The following is a 20,735-nucleotide window of genomic DNA, read 5'->3' on the forward strand; positions in this document are numbered from 1 at the left end:
CAGGCACCGTGCGTGCTGGTCAGGGCTGCGCAGTGCCTGCTGCCAGGCTGACCAGCACAATGTCCCCGTTGGAATATTCCGTGTCGGCCTGCAGCATCGCCGCGCAAGGCCGCGCCCCGGCGGAAGTGCCCAGGGCCCTGACCTTGCAGCCGTCCGCCCTTTCCTTGCCCAGCTCCTCGCGCATCATCGCCCTGCTCTGCGGTCCCCAATAGATGCGATGGACAGCGCCATCCTTGCGCAGCGACAGCACAAAGCTGCCGTGATGCTCGCGCCAGGACGCATCGGTCGCACCGGCAAGGACGCCCAGCAGATCGCGCAGCATGGCGACGACCGGCTTTTCCGACCCATCAACCCTTAGCAGGCCGAAATTCGCCTCCCGGTCCCAGCGCGCCTCGCCCCGGTCGCGCCAGGAATAGATGCCCAGCATGGGCACCTGGGAGATGACACCGGACAGCACCTGCCTGGCGATCAACGCGGCCTGCGTCGCTTCGCTGCGAACCGGAAGATAGGAGGCATAGCCCCATTCGCTGACAATCAGCTCGGCGGACGGACGTGCTGAATTGCGGATCCGGCCGCTCAGTTGCCGGTAGTCCTGCAGCAGCGTCTCCGGCGTTGGCCGGTACGGATGAATGCTCAATCCCCGGAAGCAGCCCAGCCGCGGATCCGCCAGCAGCCGGGTCAGCGACAGCTCCGCGGCCGGGTTCCCCGGCTTCGGCAGCCGCGCAAGGCCGAACAGGTACAGGGGCGGCGGCGGCGCGACGCCCTGCTGCGCCAGTTCGTCGCAAAGCCTGCCGGCGGTCGAGATCAGTCGCGAGATCGGTACCGAGGGATGCAGGAAGGTTTGGTTGTCCGGCTCGTTCCAGATCTCATACGACAGGTCCGGCCCCTTGTTGCGCAGCATGAAGCGGGCAGCGAACCCGGCGAACTTCGCCTCGTTCGCATCGCTCGAACCGTCCTGGCCGGTATCGCCCCAGATATACCGTCCGCCGTAAAGCGTGATTAGCATGCGCAGGCCAGCCTGGCGCGCCATGCTGATGACCTGCAGGTAGCGTTCCGCCGGCAGATGCCCCCGCACCACGTCGGGCCGCACGCCGAACCGCACCAGCGAGAATCCCAGGCCCTTGATCGTGGCCAGGTCGTGATAGGACACCGTGGCGGGATCGATCTGCACGGCAAAGGCAGGCATCGATGCGATCCGGCCCGGAGCCGGGCGCGGTTCGGCGTGCGCGTGCTGGCAGGGCAAGAACCCAGACAGGGCCATGTGCGCCGCCGTGGCGAGCGCGCCCGCCAGCGCCCGGCCGTGCCCGGAGGCAGCCCTATGCCGTCCCATGCCTGCGAAGGACGCCCATTGCGAGCGCACCAGTCTGAATCAGCGCGATGACGAGGAACGACAACAGCATGACCTGCGCTGCCACGAGGTAGTCGAGCCGGGGATAGCGCCATGCCCCAAGCCCGATCCCGGCCACCAGGCCGATGCCCGCGGCGAGGAAGATGGCACGGGCCATGCCGAATGATTTCAGCAAGGTCCTCAGGCACATCACGACTGCGAACACGACAGGGAACAGGGCAAAGAAGCGCACATCGAGGTCGCCGTACGCCGCGCCGAACAGTATGACGACGATCCGGTCGCCAACCAGCAGCAGCAGCACGCTCAGCGCGCCGGCCAGCGCGACGCCGCCCAGCACGAACAGTAGGGACGTCCTGGCCAGCGTCAGCGTGTCATCCTGCCGGAACGAGGTCGCGAACCTTGGCATCAGGTGATAGCCGAGCGCCATCAGGATGTATTGGGCCGGCAGCAGCACCGTCAGCAGGATCCGGAATTTCGCCGAGTCGGCAAAGTGTCCCAGCGATCCCAGCAGCACGACCAGCCCCGGCCCGACCAGCCAGCTCATCAGCTGCGCGCTGGCCGAGCTTGCACCGAATCCCAGCCATTGCCGCGGGGACGCCGGCCTTCCCGGGATGATTTCAATACGGCCATTGCGCATATCGCGCCGGATGGCACCGGCCCCCAGCAGCGTCGGGAGCAGGATCGCGGCGGCGAGCATCAGCATTACCGCGGACTCTTTCTGTGTGCCGGAAGCCAGGCCGATCACGGCAACGCCGCCACCGATCAGCGTGTGGCAGGCGAGCAGCCCGGTATAGCCCCTCGCCTTCGCGCCTACGGTCCTGAGCACCCAGTATGCGGTGTAGCTGGCGAACAGCACGGCGGCCGCGGCACATGCCGACGTGCTCAGGCCATGCCCGTACAGGTAGAGGATCGACCCCGCGGCAACCGGCAGCACGGTCAGCAATGCAACTTCTATCGAAAAGCCCACGCGCAGCTTCAGCCCCTCGATCAGCGCCGGCTCATGCAGGAAGGAGACATAGAAGATATTGATGAACACCACCAGCGACAGCACCACCGCAACCACGCCATAGCCGGCCACATCCATTGACCGGGCCAGGGCCACGTTGATGCCGAACTGCACTGCCGTATAGGCGGCCTGCTCGAACACCGCGCCAAGCGCCGACAGCATGCGGCGCATTACTGCATCCCCCCGAGCGAAGGCGCGGCCTTGATCTCTGTCCGGCATGCCGGGGATGGGCCCGGCATCGCCGGGCTCCGGGCAAAAAGCATGGACAGGCCCTGCCTGATTTCCTGACCGAGCCGCGCCGAACGCTTGAACTGCGCGGCCCCCAGGGACCGGGCGTATGCCAGCCGTTCGATCAGGTCGTCAGCGCTGGCCGTCTGCCGCATCGCGAAATCCCCGCGCCCGCTCAGCTTGAAGAACGAGGCGACCTTGGTGTCCCAGACAATGCCGACGGAAGGCACGCCGAAGCTGAAGGCGATGATATTCGCGTGCATCCGGTGGCCCACCATGCTCCGGCATCCCGCGATGACCGAGACCAGTTCCGCCGGGGACCTTGGCAAAATGAAGTCCACATCATCAACGCCGAGCCGGCTCCTGACCGCAGCCGCCGCGATATTGTCTTCCGCCGCGCCGTTAGTGAACAGAACGACGCGTTGCCCGCTCTGCCGCAGCTTGGTCACCAGCTCTGCGAACATGCCGATGCCCCGGCCCTGCTCCGATACGCTGACAAGGTCCGCGTTGTAGTGCAGCGCTTCGACGTCCGACACGCAGATGCCCACATCCCAGCGTTTTTCCAGTCCCTTGTCGGCATAGAGCGCCGAACTCAGGATGGCCGGGTCCGGAATGATGGTCACGTCGGAACAAGTGTCCCCGGCGACGCGGACGATATTGCGGCGGGAATTTTCATCACGAACGGAAATGAACCGTGGCGCCGCCTGCTTGAAGAATCTGGACAGCAGATACTTCCCCGCGCCGGACCAGTTGCCCGCCACGCCTACCGATACCAGCGCGACCTCGGCCTTCTTGCCAAGGCACTGGGCCAGCAGGTAGAGCTTCAGGGGGAAATTGAGGTCCACATCGCACAGCAGCTGGCCGCCGCCGATCACCACCACATCGGCATCGGCGAGCTGCTGCTTCCACCTGGCGCGCCATTGCCGGCGGTATTTCATCCCGATGGCAAGGGTCAGCGCGGGCACCCGTGCCCAGCCAGGCAGGCTGGAGAAGATCCGCATCAGCCGCCCCTTCTTCAGCGAGCTTTCGCCGAGCTGGGTGCGCCCCGCGATATCGAGGTAGCTGATCCGGCAGTCCGGCAAGGCCTGGCGGATCAGGAAGCCCAGTGTTTCGGCTATCACGGCATCGCCGAGGTTGTCACTGTACGGCACCGCGCATATGACGACGTGCTTCATCTTGATTGGCCGAGGGCAAAGTTAGCAAGGGAATGAGAAACAAGCTGACCGAGGTGAGATGGCGGACATAGCTGCCCAGGTCTGGCTCGAATATGAACTGCACCAGGATATGCGCGACAATCAGCGTGGCAAACCAGCGGCGCTTGCGGTAGTCGTCACCAGCCGGCAACGTCCCGGACAAGCCGCGCAGCGCAACCCGGATGATCGCGAAGTGCATCAGCATCATGGCAAGATCGACCGGCGCGCGGAAGCTGATCACCGGCAACACGAAGATGGCGGCTGCATACAGGTAGTTGACGATGAAATTGATACCCGAGGTGGGCGGGTACAGGTTCCAGATCATCGTCCGGTTTTCGCTGCCGATGCTCAGCGCGTAATTGTTTGAGATATCCCTGGGCGACTGAAGGATGTACAGGATCTCCGAGGGAGCCACCAGGATCGCGCCCAGCACGCAGGCCAGCACCGCGGCTTTCCATCCCGGCTTGAGCCCTGCCGACGCGCGGATGCCAAGCGCAAGCACCAGGATCATCGCATAGTAGTTCCGGATGAAGAAGGCGTAGCACCCGTAGATCACGATGACAATGACGACAAGTCCACGGGATGACACGGCCCTGGACATGCCGCATGCGACCAGGATGATCGACATGGCGATCACGACGGTCTCCTTGCCGGGTGCGAGCAGGTTCAGCAGCATGCACGGCAGCACGAACAGCCAGCGCACGGCCAGCTCGCGCAGGCTCGCGATGCGGCTCGACGCCACCACAAGGTAGGCAACGCCGACGCTGGCGGTGACGACGTTCACATACTCGGGTCCGAAGAAGGAGAACACGCGTGCGGTAGCGGCGAACGAATCGTCGAAGTTGGACGAGCCGGTCACCAGGAATTCCAGCATCTTGTTCGAATCGGTCACCCACTTCTCGGGAAGCGATTCGCGGCCGAAGAAATAGATCGCCAGATAGAGGATGCTCAGCAGCATGCTGGCGACTGCGGCCAGCCCACGCTCGGCAAGCACCCAGTCCGGATTCAGTCTCGTGGCATGCATTTCGATCCCCCGCTAGCGGCGTTCCACGATGGCCAATGCGCTTCGGCGTTACGGTTTCTCGCCATTGCCGTAGCCGTAGTAGGCATAGCGATAGCGCCCGTATTTGGAACCGTAGCCATAGCGGAAGGCATTGGGATCCAGTCCGTTGAAGATCACCCCCTTGACACTCACGTTTACCTGTCCAAGCTGCTTGGCGCACTCCGAGATCTCGCCGATCGAGCTCTTGCCGAAGCGCGTGACCAGGAAGACCGTGGCGCAACGTTCGGCCAGGATCGCAGCGTCGGCGACCGCCAGCACGGGGGGCGTGTCGATCATGAGCATGTCATAGCGATCGCTGAGGCCTTCGAGCAGCCTGACCATGCGCTCGCTGAGCATGAGCTCGGCAGGATTGGGCGGTATGGTCCCCGTGCCGATGAAATCCAGCCCCGGGACGACGTCGCGGTGAACGACCTCTTCCAGCGCAAGCTTCCCGGCGAGCACGTCCGACAATCCTGGATCCCGGTCCTTGCCGAAGTACTGGTTCAGGTAGCCCTTGCGCATGTCGGCATCCACCAGCAGCACACGCTTGCCGCCCGACGCCATCAACGCCGCCAGGTTGACCGAGACGAAGGACTTGCCCACGCCGGCCGTCGCGCCGGTCAGCAGCACGCGGTTGTTGTTCGCATCCAGCATGGCAAACTGCAGTGATGTCCGCAGGCTGCGCAGGCTTTCCACCGATGGCTCGTTCGGGTAGCGGTCCGCCAGCAGATACTGGCCCCGCTTGCGCGAATGGATTTCCTTGCTGAGGCTGATCTGGTGCTCGGATTGCGGAACGGTGGCATACACGTTGAGGCCGGTATGTTCCTCGATGTCCTTGGGATCCGTGATCCCGCCGAACAAGGCATTGCGGACAAAGGCCACGACCGCGCCCGCCAGCAGGCCCAGCACCGCGGCCAGGACGATCACCAGGGCCTTCTTTGGCTTGACCGGCTCCTCGGGGACCGGCGAGCCATCCACGAGGCGCACGCTGCCGACCTTACCGGCCTTCACCAGCTTGAGCTGCTGCATATTGTTCAGCATGCCGACGTAGAGGTCGTTGTTGACCTGGACGTCGCGCATCAGGCGCAAGGTGTCCTGCTCCAGGTTGGGCAAGGCCTTGACACGGCTGGCGATCGATCCGACCTTGGTACCGAGCGTGGCGATCTGCTGGTCCAGGGCCTGCATGGAAGGATGGCCCGGCGCGAAGCGCGTCAGCAACTCGGCACGCTTCTGCTTGAGTTCGAGCAGCGAGGTCTCGGCCGTCACACTCTCCTGCAGGAATGCCTTGCCCTCTTCGCTGAGGTTGAAGGTGCCACGCTCATTGCGCATGGCGTTGTACTTGACCTCGGCGCGTTCGAGCTCGCCCTTCAGCTGCGGCAGCAGGTTATTCAGGAACAGCAGGGACTTTTCTGCTTCCGCGGCCTTGCGATTGATGTTCTGCGCCACGTACTCGTCACCGATCTCGTTCAGGATCGCCGCGGTCAGCCTGGCATCGTTGCCTTCGAGCGAGGCCCCGATCATGCCGCTCTGCTTGCCCTTCTCCGCGATATTCAACTGGAGCTGCAACTGCTCCACTGTCTTCAAACGAGAGTTCCGCACAAGGTTGAAGACAATGCCGGGCTTCGCCTTCAGTGCGCTCACCAGCAGCCGGATCTTCCCGACGGCATGGTCCGCTTCTACGGTTTCCCCGACACGGCCGTCGATGGGCTTGTCGAGACTGCTCTGCTCGAGCCGGTAGCGGCCATCACCCAGGCTGGTCAGTACGAAGTTCTCGCCTTGCAGTTCCTCGGGTACGTCGAACGTGGAAACCGCGATGGATTCCGAACCCCAGGCATATCCTCCCGTGCCAAACAGGCCCGGCTCGGAAAGCCCTTTTGACTGGCTCGCGATCCATGGCCCGATCAACGGGAAATACTTTGGCTTGGCATCGATATAGAGCCGCAGATTGTCCACCGCCTTGCCGACGATCATTCGCGAGCGCAGGATCTCGATTTCCGCGGTCGCCTGCGTCTTGACGTCGAACAGCGAGGAGACGTCGCCCAGCAGGCCGTTGGGACTGTTCTGGCTGTCTTCGACCTGCACGAGGATATTCGCCTCGTAAACCGGCCGCGCCAGGAACGCATAGCTCACCCCAAGCGCAAGGATGGCAATGGCAATCGCCGCGATGAGCCAGCGGCTTGCCACCAGCACGTCCAGATAGCGAACGAGGGCGATCTCTTCTGACTGACTGGGCACCGCGACAGGAACGTAAGTGGAATTGTTCATTGGAGGCAGGACAGTATGTTTAACCCAGGGCCCGGATGCGAGGCACCCACGATTCCACGCCGCGCCGGATCAGTTGCAGCGCATTTTCGAAGGCCGGACGTGGCTGGCGATAGGGATCCGGCACATCGAACTTTCCCAGTTCGCCCAGGCGGAACACGCGCCCCGTGGTAGCGGGGTGCAAGCGCTGAATCTCCTGGCGCTGGGCGCCGTCCATGACGAGTATCAGGTCCGCGCGCCGGATCATGGCGTAACTGAGTTGCTGGGCCCGATGGCCCGAAATGTCCACGCCCTGCTGACTCATGAGGTCCACCGCCTTCGGATCGGCAGCCTGTCCGGCAAGCGCACCCAGCCCGGCGGAGCCGACGTCGCCCTCGGGCAGCGCCTGCCTGAGCAGGCCCTCCGCCATCGGACTCCGGCAAATATTGCCGATGCACACCACGAGTACGGTCTTGATCATTTGACTGCGTTCGCCGTGGACGTGAAGAAGTTTCCGCTCGGCAGCAGTTGGTTGATCACACGGCTCCAGCGGACCACGCCCGCGGCATCCACGTAGACAACGTCCCTCGGCTTCAATTCGAACGCTTCGGCCAGCGCAAATGCCACAGGCGACTTGCCGTCAAGGTGGAACACCTCGGCTTGTCCGTCCGTACCCTTGCGGATCACGTAAAGTTCCTTGGCGTTGGCGGAGTTGGGGTTCAGGCCACCAGCTTCACCAATCGCTTCGCTGAGCGTGAGCCGCCCGTTCCGCGGCATTACCGGGGTCGGCTTCACGACTTCGCCGGTCACGAAGACCTTGCTGTCCTCACGTTGCTCCACGCGCACGATGTCGCCGTTGCGCAGCAGGATGCTGGCCGGGTCGATGCCTTGCTGCAACAGCGCAGGCAGGCTGACGAAGTAATTTTTCCCGTCGCGCGAGATGCGGATGCGGCTGTTATCGCCGGTCAGGACGTTGACACCGCCAGCGCGGTTGAGCGCTTCGACCAGGGTCATCGGCACGTCGTCGATATTCTGCGGGCCAGGCGTCTTCACTTCGCCGTCGAGGTAGACACGCTTGCTGCGAAAGGCGAGCACACGTACGGTGACCTGCGGCATGTTGACGACGGGCTTTAGCTGGGTGCTCAGTTGCCCGCGGATCTGATCCGGGGTCTGGCCGAGAACCTTGAGCACACCGGCATAAGGAAACTGGATGGTGCCGGCAGGGCTGACGACATAGCCCGGTATGTTGGCGGCACCGCTGTAGCTCGGTATCTCGTAGGCCGCACCGATCGAGTAAGTCTGCGTGGGGAACACCAGCTCCGGGTGGTCCCAAACAACGATCGACAGGATGTCACCGACGCCCACGGTATAGGGCTTTGGAACGTCGTACAGCTCCTCCACCCCGACGTTTACCGATGGCGTGGTGGCCTTCAGCGTACGCACCAGCGCCGGCGTGATCTGCGTGATCCTGGGCACCGATTCCGGATCTTCCGGGTCGAGCGGACGCTGTGGGTCGAAGCGCATGCCTGGCGCGAGTGCGCAGGAAGCCAGCAATGGAATGATCCCCACGCACATGGCGGCCCTGCCAAACCTCAATCTGCTTGAAAGCTTTAGCACGTCTCGATGATTCCCTTGTTTGCAAGAAGACCCGCATTGCCCGCCGTCTCCCTGGCGGGTTGAGCAGCGGCGGTTCCGCTGGTTCGACATGGCACACGTGGGTGCCTTTCCGCTTGTTTGCATTGCCTGCGGACTTGAACCTGGCGGTGTTGGCTTCGTGTTGCACGGCGCGGAGGCGCGCTCTTTTTGCACTGCGTCATTTCGCAAATGACCGGCGAAGTTTATGGCCCGTGGGACTACATCTTCAAGGCGCAACCGGCGTTTTCAGCAAGTTTCCGATCCCCCCATCAGAGTGGAAACGAAAAATGGAATGGACGGCAATGAAGCGGTGTCGGGGTCGACGGGCGCCTCGTCGAGCAGGCCGCCCCGGGCCTAATGCCCTGCTTCGCGCAACTTGCGAAAGCCCAAAAAAGAGGGTGTAGACGCGGGGAAGCGTCTACACCCTTATGGGAGCGGCAACGGGGTCAGTGCTTGCCGGCCTTGATTATTGAGGGGCGGCGAAACCCGTCTTACCCCGCTTCGGTAGGCCCCACACCGAGGTGGGGAAAGTTTCCAATGATCTGGCTGACTGACATTTGCCGTCGCGCCAACCACGTTTTTGCCTTCTTCCTGTCCCAACGCGTGGGGGGTACCGTGGATGCTGCGACGCAGCACAATTCCCGGTGGCACCCCGTTGCCGACTTAAGGGTGTAGGCGATCGATTCCCTGTTGCGCCTACACCCTCTTTCTTTGCCGTTAGCAGCATTATCAAATAGAAGGGAGCAACTCAAATGACGAGTCGCGTCAGCAAAGCCGTCTTCCCGGTTGCGGGCCTGGGCACCCGCTTCCTGCCCGCCACCAAGGCCAGCCCGAAGGAAATGCTGCCGGTGGTGGACAAGCCGCTGATCCAGTACGCCGTGGAAGAAGCCATGGCCGCCGGCATTACCGAGATGATCTTTGTCACCGGCCGCTCCAAGCGCGCCATCGAGGACCATTTCGACAAGGCCTTCGAACTGGAGGTGGAACTCGAGGCCAAGAACAAGCGGGCACTACTGGACGTAGTGCGCTCGATCAAGCCGGCCAACGTGGAGTGCTTCTACGTGCGCCAGTCCGAGGCGCTCGGCCTGGGCCATGCGGTACTGTGCGCGGCCAAGCTGGTTGGCAACACGCCGTTCGCGATCATGCTGGCCGATGACCTGATCGACGGCAACCCGCCGGTGATGAAACAGATGGTGGATGCCTACAACCACTACAACTGCTCGGTGCTCGGGGTCGAAGAGATCTTGCCCGAGCAGAGCCGCTCCTACGGCGTGGTCGAAGGCCGTGAATGGGGCGAAGGCGTGATCAAGGTATCGGGCATCGTCGAGAAGCCCGCGCCGGAAGAGGCCCCTTCGAACCTGGGCGTGGTCGGCCGCTACATCCTGACGCCGCGCATCTTCGACCACCTGCGCGCACTGAAGCCCGGCGCCGGCGGCGAGTTCCAGCTGACCGATGCGATCCAGTCGCTGCTGAGCCACGAACAGGTGCTGGCCTACCGTTACCAGGGCACGCGTTACGACTGCGGCAGCAAGCTGGGCTACCTGAAAGCGACGGTCGATTATGCGCTCAAGCACCATGAAACCGGCGCAGAGTTCCGCAGCTACCTGGAGCGGCGTGGCTGCCTTTACGCTGACAGCGTGATTGCCTAGAAGCAGACGCGATGATCCTCGCTCCGCCCGAGCATACTGGAAACACCCGGATGTCTGCACAAAGCGAAATTGCCAAGGCGCTCAGGCAGTGGCTCACTCATCCGTCCTGGTACAGCGCACACCCTGTCGATGAGGGCAGGTTCTACCGCGCGATGGCTGAGGTCATTGCCCACGCGGGAACGGTCTGGACCGACTCCGAGTTCGCCGAAGCCATCTACGATGTGATCGGCAGGAACCCGAAGGCAGCGCTCGAAGAATACGTCCACGCGTACACCAGCATCGCGATGCGCATCCGGGACTACGAGACGGTTCGGCCTGATCCATTGTTTGCTTACGGCGGCGGTGGCTCATATGCCCGCTTGTAATCTCAGCAACGCAACCAGAGAGGCAGCAGCCACATGATTGACTGGATCCACGTGGGCAAGGCGTTCTTTCTCGGCATTCTCGAGGGCTTGACGGAATTCCTGCCCGTATCGAGCACCGGGCACCTGATTCTGGTCGGAGACTGGATCGACTTTGCGTCCAGCGAGGCGCGCGTGTTCGACGTGGTGATCCAGCTCGGCGCCATCCTGGCCGTGTGCTGGCTGTACCGTGCCAAAATCACGCACCTGTGCGAGGGCGTGGTCCGAAGGGATCCGGAGGCGCTGCGCTTTGCCACGGCGGTGCTGGTCGCCTTCCTGCCTGCAGCGGTCATCGGCGCACTGCTCATCGGGCCCATCAAGCACCGGCTCTTCCATCCCCCTGTCGTCGCGGCTGCGTTGATCGTGGGCGGCCTGGTCATTCTCTGGGTGGAGCGGCGCAGGGCAGTGCCTCGCATTCACACCATCGAAGATTTCGGCTGGAAGCAAGCCATCGGCATCGGCTTTGCACAGTGCGTGGCCATGATCCCCGGCACGTCCCGCTCGGGCGCCACCATCATCGGAGGCATGCTGTCGGGCGTGTCGCGGCAAGCCGCCACCGAGTTCTCGTTCTTTCTCGCCATCCCCACCATGCTGGGCGCCGCCAGCTACGACGCCATGCGGCACTACCATTTGCTCAGCATGGCAGACCTCTGGGCCATTGCCGCCGGTTTTACCGCGGCGTTCATCTCGGCGCTGTTTGTCGTCAATGCGATGATCCGCCTTGTCGCGCGACATTCGCTGCAGGTATTTGCCTGGTATCGCATCGCACTCGGCCTGCTGATTGCGGTCATGACCGCTGTCCCATCGCTTTGAGCCTGGTCTGGGCCCGCAATATGGCAAGCCGCGCCTACGTGGCCGGGCAATTCGATGCCCGGCCACGGGACGCGCCTGATCCAGCCAGCTTACTTGGCGCAGGCGAGGTTGACGGCCAGTCCGCCCCAGTCGGTGGCCTGGTTGGTGTCCACCTGGACCTGCAGCTTGTCGTTGTGGAGAACGGTTCCGGCGGCCACCTCCCGGGTGCAGCTCTGCAGGCCGTTGGTCACCTTGCAACTCAGGCTGCCAACCTCCGACAGGCTCGCTGTAACGCCCGCCCCCGTCACCTTGTACACCGAGATGTCCAGCGATCCCTGCACCTTGCCAAGCGTGCTTGCAGTGAGCGTGACGCGGGTGCAGTCATATGGAATCACGACACCGAAGTCGGACGGCCGTGGCACCGCACCGCCGGCGCCGGTCATGACGTAATGGCCGCGGGTAAGCGTGTCCGGTACGTTGAAATTGCCGTTGTACACAGTCGACGTCGTCATCGTCACGCCGGTGGTCGGCCACTTGCCGTCCTGCTTCGGCCCGTACATCGTCGAAGTCGAGGTATCGAAATAGAAATCGCCATCGACGCCGATGCTGTCGGTTGGCGCACCGCTGCCGTACAGGATGTGGCCGCCATTGCCAACCGTGCCGCCACCGGTACCGCCCGTGCCGCCGGTCCCGCCGCTGCCTGACTGCCCCACCAGCGACACCCCCGCCGGCCACTGGTCGTTGGCCTTGGGCCCGTACAGCGTCCAGGTGTTGGTATCGAGGTAGAAATCGCCATTGTTGCCGACGCTGTTGTCCGGAGCCCCCGCGCCGGTCAGCACGGTGCCGCCGCCGGGGCCCGACGATCCGGTGCCGCCACCCAGCGGAACGCCCGGCGGCCAGGTGCCGTCCGCCTTCGGCCCGAACAGGGTCGAGGTCGAAGTGTTGATGTAGTAGTCGCCATTGTTGCCGACGCCGTCAGTCGGATCGGTGGAGCCGGACAGGATGGTATTGCCCGCCAGGCCCGTATTGCCGCCGGTGCCGGTGTTGCCCTGGGCGCCGCTCCCGCCCGCCGGCCCTGCGATCGACACCCCCGCCGGCCACGCGCCGTTTGCCTTGGGCCCGAACAGCATCCAGGTCGCGGTATTCAGGTAATAGTCCCCGTCCTTGCCGATTTCGGGCCCGGGGTCAGTGGTACCGGACAGCATGGCGCTGCCCGCGTCGGCTGGCGCTGGCGCGTTCGTGGACGTGGACGGCCCGGTGTTGCCCGTCGTTGTCGCGGCGGAATTGGTGCTGGCGGGGGCCGAGTCGCCCCCGCCTCCTCCGCAACCGGCCACCGTGAAAATCAGACAGGCAAACGGTACCGCTGCGAGCCTCATGTGGATGCGTTTCATGAATACCCCCTTTTTCCCGGCTTTTTTTAGCTACATTGAGATCCGATCGCTTGCGCTGACGCCAACGATGCGTTCAATCTAGCTGGCGGAATTGGAAAGAAAAATCGCCCCTATGGACGAGCGCCGGGTACGCGCCAGGAGCGCCCGCAGCGTGCATCGGACCGGGTCGGAGGCGGTTGCCGGAGCGCACGATGGCCATTGCATGCGGGCCGGTCGACGGGCCTCGCGGATTCCCACAAAGCCTTTACGTACAAGGCTTTTCGGGTCATCGAGGCCACTATCGCGAGTTCGGGCACAGGTTGCGTGCACACGCTGTCTACCCCGCGAAAGCGGGAGCTTTATTCCGCCCGGGACCGCGCATTGGCAAGCCAAGGACAGACTCCCCCGAAAGGATGTTCGGAAAATGAAACGTGGGTGTCATCAACACACCGGCCGCCCCGGCCTGCGGCAAGGATTTCGGCTTGTTCTGCCCACTTGTCCTCGCGGTTTGGCGGCACTGGCCCGGAGTGCATGATCCAGCTGGTGTTTCAAAGCCGAATCAGCCTCGAAGTCCCCTGTCTGAACGATGGGAACGGGTGTCCTAGTGCACTACGCTTGCATGAAACTGCCACACCACTGAAACCGGGGGGAATCATGGGTGAGTGGAACCCGTGCGGGCCGCACGAGCCTGCCGAGCTTCTATTGTGCGAGGCGCCTGAACCAGTTGGAACACCGACGCCAAGGTCGACCCAGAAGCGGCCCAAGGCGTCACGTGTCGCGCCACCCTGGACAACACCCATTGTGTGGCCCGGCAGTTCCCAGTGCGACGCCATGGCCAGCCACCGCGAGCCGCCTGCGGGCAGGGAACGTCTGACGGGCGCGGATGATCCGCTGCTGGGCTGCCTGTTGCTGCTCAACCGGGTATGGCAGCGGCCAATCCCGACGGGCGTCCTGAAAGGGCTGCCACACCGCCTCACGTTGCCGCAGCTGGGCGACGCGGCGGCGCACGCGGGCTTGTCGACGCGGCTCGCGGAGATGGAGTTGGACACGATCCCTGACCGCGTACTACCGGTAATCCTGCTGCTACACAAGCGCAGGCCGTGCGTACTGCTGGAGCGCCGCGAGCACGGACGCCTGCTGGTCGCGCTGCCGGGTTGGGGTGGCGGTGAACAGGAGGTTAGTCGGGATGAGTTGCTGGCCCAGTACAGCCGGTACGCCATCCTGGTACAGCCTTTATCGCAGGCAGAAGGGCGGGCAGAAACGCGGGCAGAAACTCAGGCAGAAGCGCAAGCAGATATGGAGCCAGCGCAGCCGGGCCGTTCGACCGGTACCGCGACGCGCCCATCCTGGCGCCACCATTGGGACCGGCTGACTGCCTCTGCGCACAAGGTGTTCCGGTCGCGGCGCAGGCGGCGTGCGGACGAGGCTGCCGTCGTTGGCAGTTAGCCATGCCGGAAAGCGATTGGCGCCAAGCCTCTTCAGTCGCCCCAGAACAGGAAGCGCCGATGCTGCGGCGTATGGGCCGTATGGGCCGTATGGACTTTACGAGACGCCCGGGTCTCGGGACTGAAGCGCGCCCCCGGGTCGACCACTCGTGCGCGCAGCGCCATGTCGTAGAACGCGCCCACCATCGGCAGGGCGCTGCGCGCGCCCTGCCCCCAGTAGTCGCCGAGCGTCACACGTCCATCATCGAAGCCCACCCAGGCTCCCGCGACCAGTTGGGGATGCATCAGGATGAACCAGCCGTCGGCATTGTCCTGCGTCGTGCCCGTCTTGCCCGCCACGTCGGCGCGAATGCCGAAGCGCGTCCGGATCTGCGCTCCGGTGCCCCGGACCACGACGTCGCGCATCACGTCGACGAGTGTTTGCGCTGCGCCTGCGGGTAGTGCCTGCTCCGGCGATGCGCTCTTAAATTCGGCGAGCACCTTGCCCTCGTGATCCTCGATGCGGGTGACCATGCGCGGCTCGACATAGGCGCCGCGGTTGGCAATCGTGCTGTAAGCCGAGACCATTTCCTTGAGCGTGACCGGGCTCGTGCCCAGCGCGAGCGACGGTACCCGTTCGAGCGCGCTTTCTCGCACACCCATCGCGTGCGCAAGGCGCGCGACCTTCTCGGGCCGCGTCTCCTGCATGAGTTGCGCCGTGACGCGATTACGCGAGTACACCAGCGCGTCGCGCAGCGTGACCGGCCGGCCAGTTGGCGGCTCCGCATCGGAAGGCCGCCACATCGCCTGCCCGCGCAGTGGGATGGCAACGCTGCGGTCTACGAGCGTATCGTCCGGGCGGGCGCCGTCCGCGAACGCCGCCCCGTAGACGAAGGGCTTGAACGTAGACCCGGGCTGGCGCCGGGCCTGCTGCACGTGATCGAACGGCGCGTCAGTGAAATCACGACTACCGACCCATGCCTTGATATCGCCGTTGCGCGGATCGATCGCGATGAATCCCGCCTGGACCTGGGTCTTGCTTCGGCAGAGGTCACGGACAAACGCCGGGTTCCTGCCTAGCCTCCTGAGCGCCGTCTCATCCGACCGACCCGCATCGCGTGCGGTGCGGTATTCCGGCGTTTGCCGCATGAACGTCCGGAACAGGTCGTTGTCCGGCCCACAGCCCCGGCGTTCGCTCCAGGCCTCATTCGCAATCCATTGCAGCTGGCTGGCCTGCCAGTCCACCGCCTGCAACGCCATGGCCTGCAGCCGGAAATCTATGGTCGTGCGCACGACCAGTCCGTCGGCGTAGATGTTGTAGCCATTGCGCTCGGCCCATGCGATCAGCCATTTGCGCAACTGCACGGAAAAGTGCGGTGCTGCGCTTCTCGGCGCGGGCTGCACCGCGAAATTGACCCTGAGCGGTTGCCGGCTCAGCCAGATATGGGCATTGGGTCTGAGCTTCCCGTGCTTGCTCATCTGCCCAAGCACAGTGTTTCGCCGCTGCACGGCGCGCGACGGATTCAACACGGGGTTGTAAGTGCTGTTGGCCTTCAGCATGCCGACAAGTGTCGCGCCTTCGAGGATATCGAGCTGTTGGGCCGATTTGCCGAAGTAGGTGCGCGCCGCCATTTCCACGCCGTAGGCGTTGTACAGGAACGGTACATTGTTCAGGTACGTCTCGAGGACCTGGTCCTTGCTGTACACGGCTTCGATCTTGAGCGCCGTTATCGCCTCCCTGACTTTGCGCGCGAGGGTCGGCGCGCGGCCAACCTGGTCGGGGTACAGGTTGCGCGCGAGCTGCTGCGTGATCGTCGAACCGCCCTGGCGTTCGCCGGACAACGTATGCAGCGCAGCCGCCGCCATGCGCAGCCAGTCAATGCCGTGATGCTCGTAGAACCGGTGATCCTCGGTTGCGATCAATGCGTCCAGCACGTACGGCGAGATCTGCCTGAGCGACACCCACTCGCGATTAACCGGCTTGAACTCGTCGAGCACCCTGCCATCGCCGGACACGATGATCGCCGGGCGGTCGATGCGAGCTTTCCGAATGTCGCCGAGAGCGGGTGTGGACGGTACGAGCGCGAGCACGTACAGCAGGAACAGCGCGGGCACTGCAGCAAGGGTCAGCAAGATGCCTCGTCGCGTCGGGCGGCGAAGGCGGCGCAGTGCGCCGCTGAAGGCGCGCCTGGCTGTCAGGATGCTGGCAACGGCCAAGGGTCGGATGCGGATGAGCCACCGTGCGCAGAAATCTCGAAACAACGATACAGGGCGGCGATTCACGACGGCGGGACGCTTGGCGGAAAGAGCGGGATCGTACCAAAGTACCGGAACCCGTCTGTTGCCAAATGCCCGCGTAAATCGCGGCACTTACATTCGATTACATCTGTTTCATTTGGACGGAGTTACCGGCATTTCCCACGAAGATTGCCTGTCGGACAAAGCCGGATAGCCTTGCGACAGGGGAGCGGTTAAATTGGGCCGCTCGATCGGGCATCTTCATGGGAGGCATAGGCATGCAAGACATTCTCATCCTGACCGTCGGCACTCTATTGCTCGCAGCCCTCCTCTTCCCTGGCCGCAAAAGCCGGCGAGGCAAGTAGACAAGCTCGCGCACACGGAACTCGTGCCGGCAGCGGCCAGGTCGCCGCCGGCAACCGGAACGTCGCATCTGGCATGGCTTCCCGCGGTGCTAGGTGTTGGCTTGCAGGGAACCGGCCGGCCGGCGCATTGCGCCCCGCGCCGCCCTGCTCTCCTTGGGACTGCAGCCAAATTGCGCGTGATACCAGCGCGAGAATCCGCTTGGCGCGGAGAAACCGAGCAGGGTCGCCACCTCGGTCAACGGGCGATCGCTCTCCAGGACATGGCGCGCGGCGAGTTCCGTGCGGATGTCATTGACGATCGACGAAAAGCTCTGCCCTTCTTCCGCCAGCCGGCGCTGGACCGTGCGGCACACCACGCCCAGGTGGTCCGCCACCTGCTCGATGGTGCAGCGCCCGCCGGGCAGCAGCAACGGGATGATGCGCCGCACGTCATCGAGCATGGTCACTTGCCGGGAAATGGCAAAGGCATCCACCAGCTGTTGCGCGTAGCGCGCCATGGCGGGATCGGCGGAGGGATTGCGGGCGTCGAGATCGGCCTTCGTGCAGATAATGCAGTTGAATTCATGGTCGAATTCGATGCAAGGTCCGAAAAACCGCTGGTGCGTACCGAGGTCGCGTGGCGCGGGATGTTCGAAGCAGACGCGCCGCGGTTCCCAGTCCGGTCCCAGCAGCTGCCGGATCAATCGCACGATGACCCCGAGTGCGAGCTCCGCCCTTTGGCGCGTGGGCTGATGGGCGTTGCCGGCGATGACCGCCTCGCGGATGATCACCAGCCCGTCGCATTCCTCGACCGCCAGCGAGAGCGCACTGTTGAGCAGGGTCTGATAGCGCATCAGGACGCGCAGCGAGTCGCGCAGGGTCGCCTGGTCGCGGATCAGCAATCCTACCGGCCCGAGGTTGGACAGCAGGCGCGACTCGGCCATGCACAGGCCGAAACTTTCATTGCCCGACAGGGTCGCGGACGCCTGCAGCAGCCGCCCGACGCGCTCGCCCGGGATCATCAGGTCCGGCTCGCGCAGGACGCTCGGGCTCAGGCCCGCGTCAAGGAGCATCCGCACCGGATCCAGCCCGGCAGCCAGGGCGACCTCGCTGTAGTTGGTGAGGGCCGCAGCGCGGACAAGAGACGACATCGCAGGGCCGAGTGAAACGTGACAGGGAATGATAAAAGCCTGTGATCCACTGTCAAGCGGGAGAAACCCGTGGCGTCCGGCCTCCGCCGGCGATTATCCGGCGGCGATTGCTGCCGGGATCACCAGCAGATGGCGGACGGCCCGCCGTGGCGCCTTTCAGCGCCCCATGCGGCGGTCATAGCTGCGGGAAACGCGCTCGATCAGGCCTGGATCGCGCGTGCTCGCGGCATTGAACTCCACCCGCACGCTGCCGTCGCCTTGCTGGCGGACAGTGGCCGTGACGGTATCGCCATCTTTGCTGCCGACGACCGTGCCGGCCATCGCGTCCTGATTGGCGATCACCAGGCCCTGGTCGCGCATGGCATCCGCGGCCGCATAGAACGAACGATCGTAGCTGGCCGGCGCGCCCGCCGTGGGTGGATAGCCATAGTACGTGCAGCCCGCCAGCGACAGCATGGCAGCGGCAATCAGGGCAATGCGCGTGGGCTTCATGGTGGTACGCTCCTCTTCCAGTGGTGGCCGTGGCCAGGGCCGCCTACCAGTTGCGCCAGGTCGGCGAACTGCGCGTGCGCCTGCCACTGCCGCACGGCCTGGCGCGTCATGTCCAGCGCAAGCGGCTGGTGCGGATTGACGTACAGCACGACATGGTTGGCACGGGTGGCAGCCGCGGCGATCAATGCGCCCTCGATCACCTGGTGTGGCGTGTGCTCCAGCAGGAACCGGTCCTTGAACGTCCCCGGCTCGTCTTCATTGCCATTGCAGATGATGTATTTGTCGCCATCCGGGGCCGCTGCCACCGGTGCCCAGTTGCGATGCGTGGCGAAGCCGGCGCCGCCCATGCCGCGCAGGTCCGCCTGTTCGATTTCGGCGATGATCGTGGCCGGATCGCGCAGCGCCCTGGCCAGCCCCTCTCCGCCGCCCCGCGCAAGCCAGCGCTCCAGGTCCGCACCGACGTGGATGTCCTCCTTGAGGAGTACCTGATTCAGGGGTTCCATCGCGCGCTCCGTCGATCGCTCACCGCGTGCCGCCGACCGTGCGGCCCCGTACGCCGGCGCCCAATCCGGCATCGACACGCAGGTCGAAATGGGCGTAGCCGGGGAACAGCTGCGGTGCCTTGACATGCAGCGGCGGCCCGGCGAGCGTCAGTTCCCGCTGCCACGCATGCACGTGGCCGATGCCGGCGCGCACGGCCATCGCGCCGCGCCCTGCCTGTGCCGCGCTAACTCCGGCACGCCGGCCCATGCTCAGGATGTCGAGCAGCGCGTTGCCCATCAGCCGGTTGCGCCCGTGGATGCCGCCCGTGACCTCGCCCTCGCAGTAAAGTCCCGGCACGCTGGTCGCGCCATCCTTGTCGATGGCGACACCACCATTCTGGTAATGCAGGGTCGGATAGACCAGGAAAGGCTCCTGCGCCACATCCTGCCCGCACTTGTGCGCGAGATGGCGCAGCGTGACCAGGCGCTTGGCCAGGATGCCGGGGTTTTCCATTTCCAGCGTCGGCGTGTCGAGGAATACCCCGACTTGCCCGCCCCGCTCGATGCCGCGGCCCTGCGCGCATTCGCGCAGGATGGCCGAGGCCACGATGTCCCGTGGCTTGAGCTCATCGACAAAGCGCTCGCCCTCGCCGTTGATCAGCCGTGCGCCAGCCGAGCGCGCCGCTTCCGAGATCAGCCCGCCCGCCAGGTGCGGCGGGTAGGCGATGCCGGTGGGGTGGTACTGGAACGAGTCGAGCTCGCGCAGCCGCGCGCCGTGCCGATAGGCAAGCACCAGGCCGTCCGCGGTCGCGCCGTAGTGATTCGACGTGGGGAAGCTGTTCAGGTGCAGTCGCCCCGCCCCGCCGGTGGCGAGAATCACGGCACGCGCGCGCACCAGCATGAAGGTGCGCCATTCGAGGTTGTAGATCACGGCGCCGGCGCAGCGGCCGCGCTCGTCGGACAGCAGCTCGACCGCGGGGCAGCGGTTCCACACTGCAACCCCGGGTTCCAGGTCCACCGCCTCGCGCAGCACGCGCATCATCTCCAGCCCGGTGTAGTCCCGATAGGACAGGATGCGCGCGGCCGACGCCCCGCCCGGCTTCTTGCGAAGCAGGTTGCCGCCAAAGGGCCGGTCCTCCTCCTGGTCGAACATCATGCCCAGCCGGATCAGCCAGCGGATCACGTCGGGGCCGTCCATCACCATCTGCGCGACAAGCTCGGGCTCGCCGCGGAAATGACCGGCGCGCAAGGTGTCCTCGAAGTGCAGCTGGGGACTGTCATCCTCGCCGATGGCCGCCTGGATGCCGCCCTCGGCCATGACGGTATTGCTGTCGCCAAGGCGCAGCTTGGTGGCAAGGATCACCTGTGCGCCCTGCGCGGCGGCGGTCAGTGCCGCCGCGCAGCCGCCCCCGCCGCCGCCGATGATCAGCACATCGGTGGAGACCAGCTGCGCACCGGCGATGTCGACATCGTCGATCAGCGCGTTAGCCTGCAGGCAGCGCGCGAGATCCGGCTGGCAGGGTTCGCCGCGGTTCACGCCGACGGCCAACGCGACGCGCGCATTGGGCCCGTGGTCGGGGTGATAGGCCTTGAGCAGGGCGTCAACGTTGGTCTCGTCGCTGCGCATCGGCGCGGCCACACCGGGCCGGTAGCGCCGGCGCGCTTCGTCGTAGGGGATGCCGGTCGGCATGGTCGTGTG

Annotated in this window: 17 protein-coding genes and 1 pseudogene; 5 read left to right on the forward strand and 13 right to left on the reverse strand. The window is 64.7% G+C overall.

Annotated features, from left to right (window positions below):
- Nucleotides 1–19: 19 nt before the first annotated feature.
- The 7 genes from ACAD63_RS13920 to ACAD63_RS13950 all read right to left on the reverse strand — a co-directional run bounded on the left by ACAD63_RS13920 (nucleotide 20) and on the right by ACAD63_RS13950 (nucleotide 8,675).
- Nucleotides 20–1,186 carry a hypothetical protein gene (locus ACAD63_RS13920; protein WP_240745961.1) on the reverse strand — a complete coding sequence of 389 codons (1,167 nt, stop codon included), beginning with the start codon at nucleotides 1,184–1,186 and terminating at the stop codon, nucleotides 20–22.
- A gap of 130 nt (nucleotides 1,187–1,316) precedes the next feature.
- The gene (locus ACAD63_RS13925) at nucleotides 1,317–2,525 is read right to left on the reverse strand and encodes a lipopolysaccharide biosynthesis protein (protein WP_135705155.1); all 1,209 of its coding nucleotides are present in this window, start codon (nucleotides 2,523–2,525) and stop codon (nucleotides 1,317–1,319) included.
- Nucleotides 2,525–3,757: a polysaccharide pyruvyl transferase family protein gene (locus tag ACAD63_RS13930; RefSeq protein WP_195432152.1), complete on the reverse strand. Its 1,233-nt coding sequence runs from the start codon at nucleotides 3,755–3,757 to the stop codon at nucleotides 2,525–2,527. The genes ACAD63_RS13925 and ACAD63_RS13930 overlap by 1 nt, the downstream gene beginning before the upstream one ends.
- Nucleotides 3,720–4,799: a hypothetical protein gene (locus tag ACAD63_RS13935; protein WP_434032856.1), complete on the reverse strand. Its 1,080-nt coding sequence runs from the start codon at nucleotides 4,797–4,799 to the stop codon at nucleotides 3,720–3,722. The genes ACAD63_RS13930 and ACAD63_RS13935 overlap by 38 nt, the downstream gene beginning before the upstream one ends.
- A 48-nt stretch (nucleotides 4,800–4,847) precedes the next feature.
- Nucleotides 4,848–7,082 (reverse strand): polysaccharide biosynthesis tyrosine autokinase, encoded by a 2,235-nt coding sequence (locus ACAD63_RS13940; RefSeq protein ID WP_434032857.1) that lies wholly within the window; start codon nucleotides 7,080–7,082, stop codon nucleotides 4,848–4,850.
- Between the two features lie 19 nt (nucleotides 7,083–7,101).
- Nucleotides 7,102–7,539 (reverse strand): low molecular weight protein-tyrosine-phosphatase, encoded by a 438-nt coding sequence (locus ACAD63_RS13945; protein ID WP_135705151.1) that lies wholly within the window; start codon nucleotides 7,537–7,539, stop codon nucleotides 7,102–7,104.
- On the reverse strand, nucleotides 7,536–8,675 hold the full coding sequence (locus ACAD63_RS13950; protein WP_135705150.1) for a polysaccharide biosynthesis/export family protein: 1,140 nt from the start codon (nucleotides 8,673–8,675) through the stop codon (nucleotides 7,536–7,538). Before ACAD63_RS13950 ends, ACAD63_RS13945 begins: the two co-directional genes overlap by 4 nt.
- Before the next feature lie 770 nt (nucleotides 8,676–9,445).
- Here ACAD63_RS13950 and galU point away from each other — a divergent pair.
- The 3 genes from galU to ACAD63_RS13965 are packed head-to-tail and all read left to right on the forward strand — an operon-like array spanning nucleotide 9,446 to nucleotide 11,556.
- On the forward strand, nucleotides 9,446–10,342 hold the full coding sequence (gene galU, locus ACAD63_RS13955; protein WP_434032858.1) for a UTP--glucose-1-phosphate uridylyltransferase GalU: 897 nt from the start codon (nucleotides 9,446–9,448) through the stop codon (nucleotides 10,340–10,342).
- An 11-nt stretch (nucleotides 10,343–10,353) separates the two neighbouring features.
- Complete coding sequence (locus ACAD63_RS13960; RefSeq protein WP_195432149.1) at nucleotides 10,354–10,707, forward strand: hypothetical protein; 354 nt, start codon at nucleotides 10,354–10,356, stop codon at nucleotides 10,705–10,707.
- A 33-nt stretch (nucleotides 10,708–10,740) separates the two neighbouring features.
- A complete protein-coding gene (locus tag ACAD63_RS13965) occupies nucleotides 10,741–11,556 on the forward strand; it encodes an undecaprenyl-diphosphate phosphatase (protein ID WP_195432147.1) in 816 nt (271 codons plus the stop codon).
- Nucleotides 11,557–11,645: 89 nt separating this feature from the next.
- On the opposite strand, the gene ACAD63_RS13970 is transcribed toward ACAD63_RS13965, so the two are convergent.
- A complete protein-coding gene (locus ACAD63_RS13970; RefSeq protein ID WP_255519981.1) occupies nucleotides 11,646–12,740 on the reverse strand; it encodes a hypothetical protein in 1,095 nt (364 codons plus the stop codon).
- Here ACAD63_RS13970 and ACAD63_RS13975 point away from each other — a divergent pair.
- Nucleotides 12,739–13,008, forward strand: a complete 270-nt coding sequence (locus ACAD63_RS13975) for a hypothetical protein (RefSeq protein ID WP_240745959.1) — start codon at nucleotides 12,739–12,741, stop codon at nucleotides 13,006–13,008. The genes ACAD63_RS13970 and ACAD63_RS13975 overlap by 2 nt on opposite strands.
- A gap of 728 nt (nucleotides 13,009–13,736) precedes the next feature.
- Nucleotides 13,737–14,351, forward strand: coding sequence for a cysteine peptidase family C39 domain-containing protein (locus tag ACAD63_RS13980; protein ID WP_434032859.1), 615 nt, complete (start codon nucleotides 13,737–13,739; stop codon nucleotides 14,349–14,351).
- A 32-nt stretch (nucleotides 14,352–14,383) separates the two neighbouring features.
- Here ACAD63_RS13980 and ACAD63_RS13985 read toward each other — a convergent pair whose 3' ends face one another.
- The 5 genes and pseudogenes from ACAD63_RS13985 to ACAD63_RS14005 all read right to left on the reverse strand — a co-directional run bounded on the left by ACAD63_RS13985 (nucleotide 14,384) and on the right by ACAD63_RS14005 (nucleotide 20,726).
- Nucleotides 14,384–16,612, reverse strand: a complete 2,229-nt coding sequence (locus ACAD63_RS13985; RefSeq protein WP_434033994.1) for a penicillin-binding protein 1A — start codon at nucleotides 16,610–16,612, stop codon at nucleotides 14,384–14,386.
- A 409-nt stretch (nucleotides 16,613–17,021) separates the two neighbouring features.
- The gene (locus tag ACAD63_RS13990; RefSeq protein ID WP_133098605.1) at nucleotides 17,022–18,062 is read right to left on the reverse strand and encodes an AraC family transcriptional regulator; all 1,041 of its coding nucleotides are present in this window, start codon (nucleotides 18,060–18,062) and stop codon (nucleotides 17,022–17,024) included.
- Nucleotides 18,063–18,218: 156 nt separating this feature from the next.
- Nucleotides 18,219–18,554, reverse strand: coding sequence for a hypothetical protein (locus tag ACAD63_RS13995; protein WP_133098587.1), 336 nt, complete (start codon nucleotides 18,552–18,554; stop codon nucleotides 18,219–18,221).
- Nucleotides 18,555–18,589: 35 nt separating this feature from the next.
- Nucleotides 18,590–19,057 (reverse strand): annotated as a pseudogene (locus ACAD63_RS14000) (NADH-quinone oxidoreductase subunit F); the annotation flags it as partial.
- Between the two features lie 19 nt (nucleotides 19,058–19,076).
- On the reverse strand, nucleotides 19,077–20,726 hold the full coding sequence (locus ACAD63_RS14005; RefSeq protein ID WP_434032860.1) for an FAD-binding protein: 1,650 nt from the start codon (nucleotides 20,724–20,726) through the stop codon (nucleotides 19,077–19,079).
- Nucleotides 20,727–20,735: the final 9 nt, after the last annotated feature.

Source organism: Cupriavidus sp. a3 (assembly GCF_051015765.1).
Classification (GTDB): Bacteria; Pseudomonadota; Gammaproteobacteria; order Burkholderiales; family Burkholderiaceae; genus Cupriavidus; species Cupriavidus oxalaticus_A.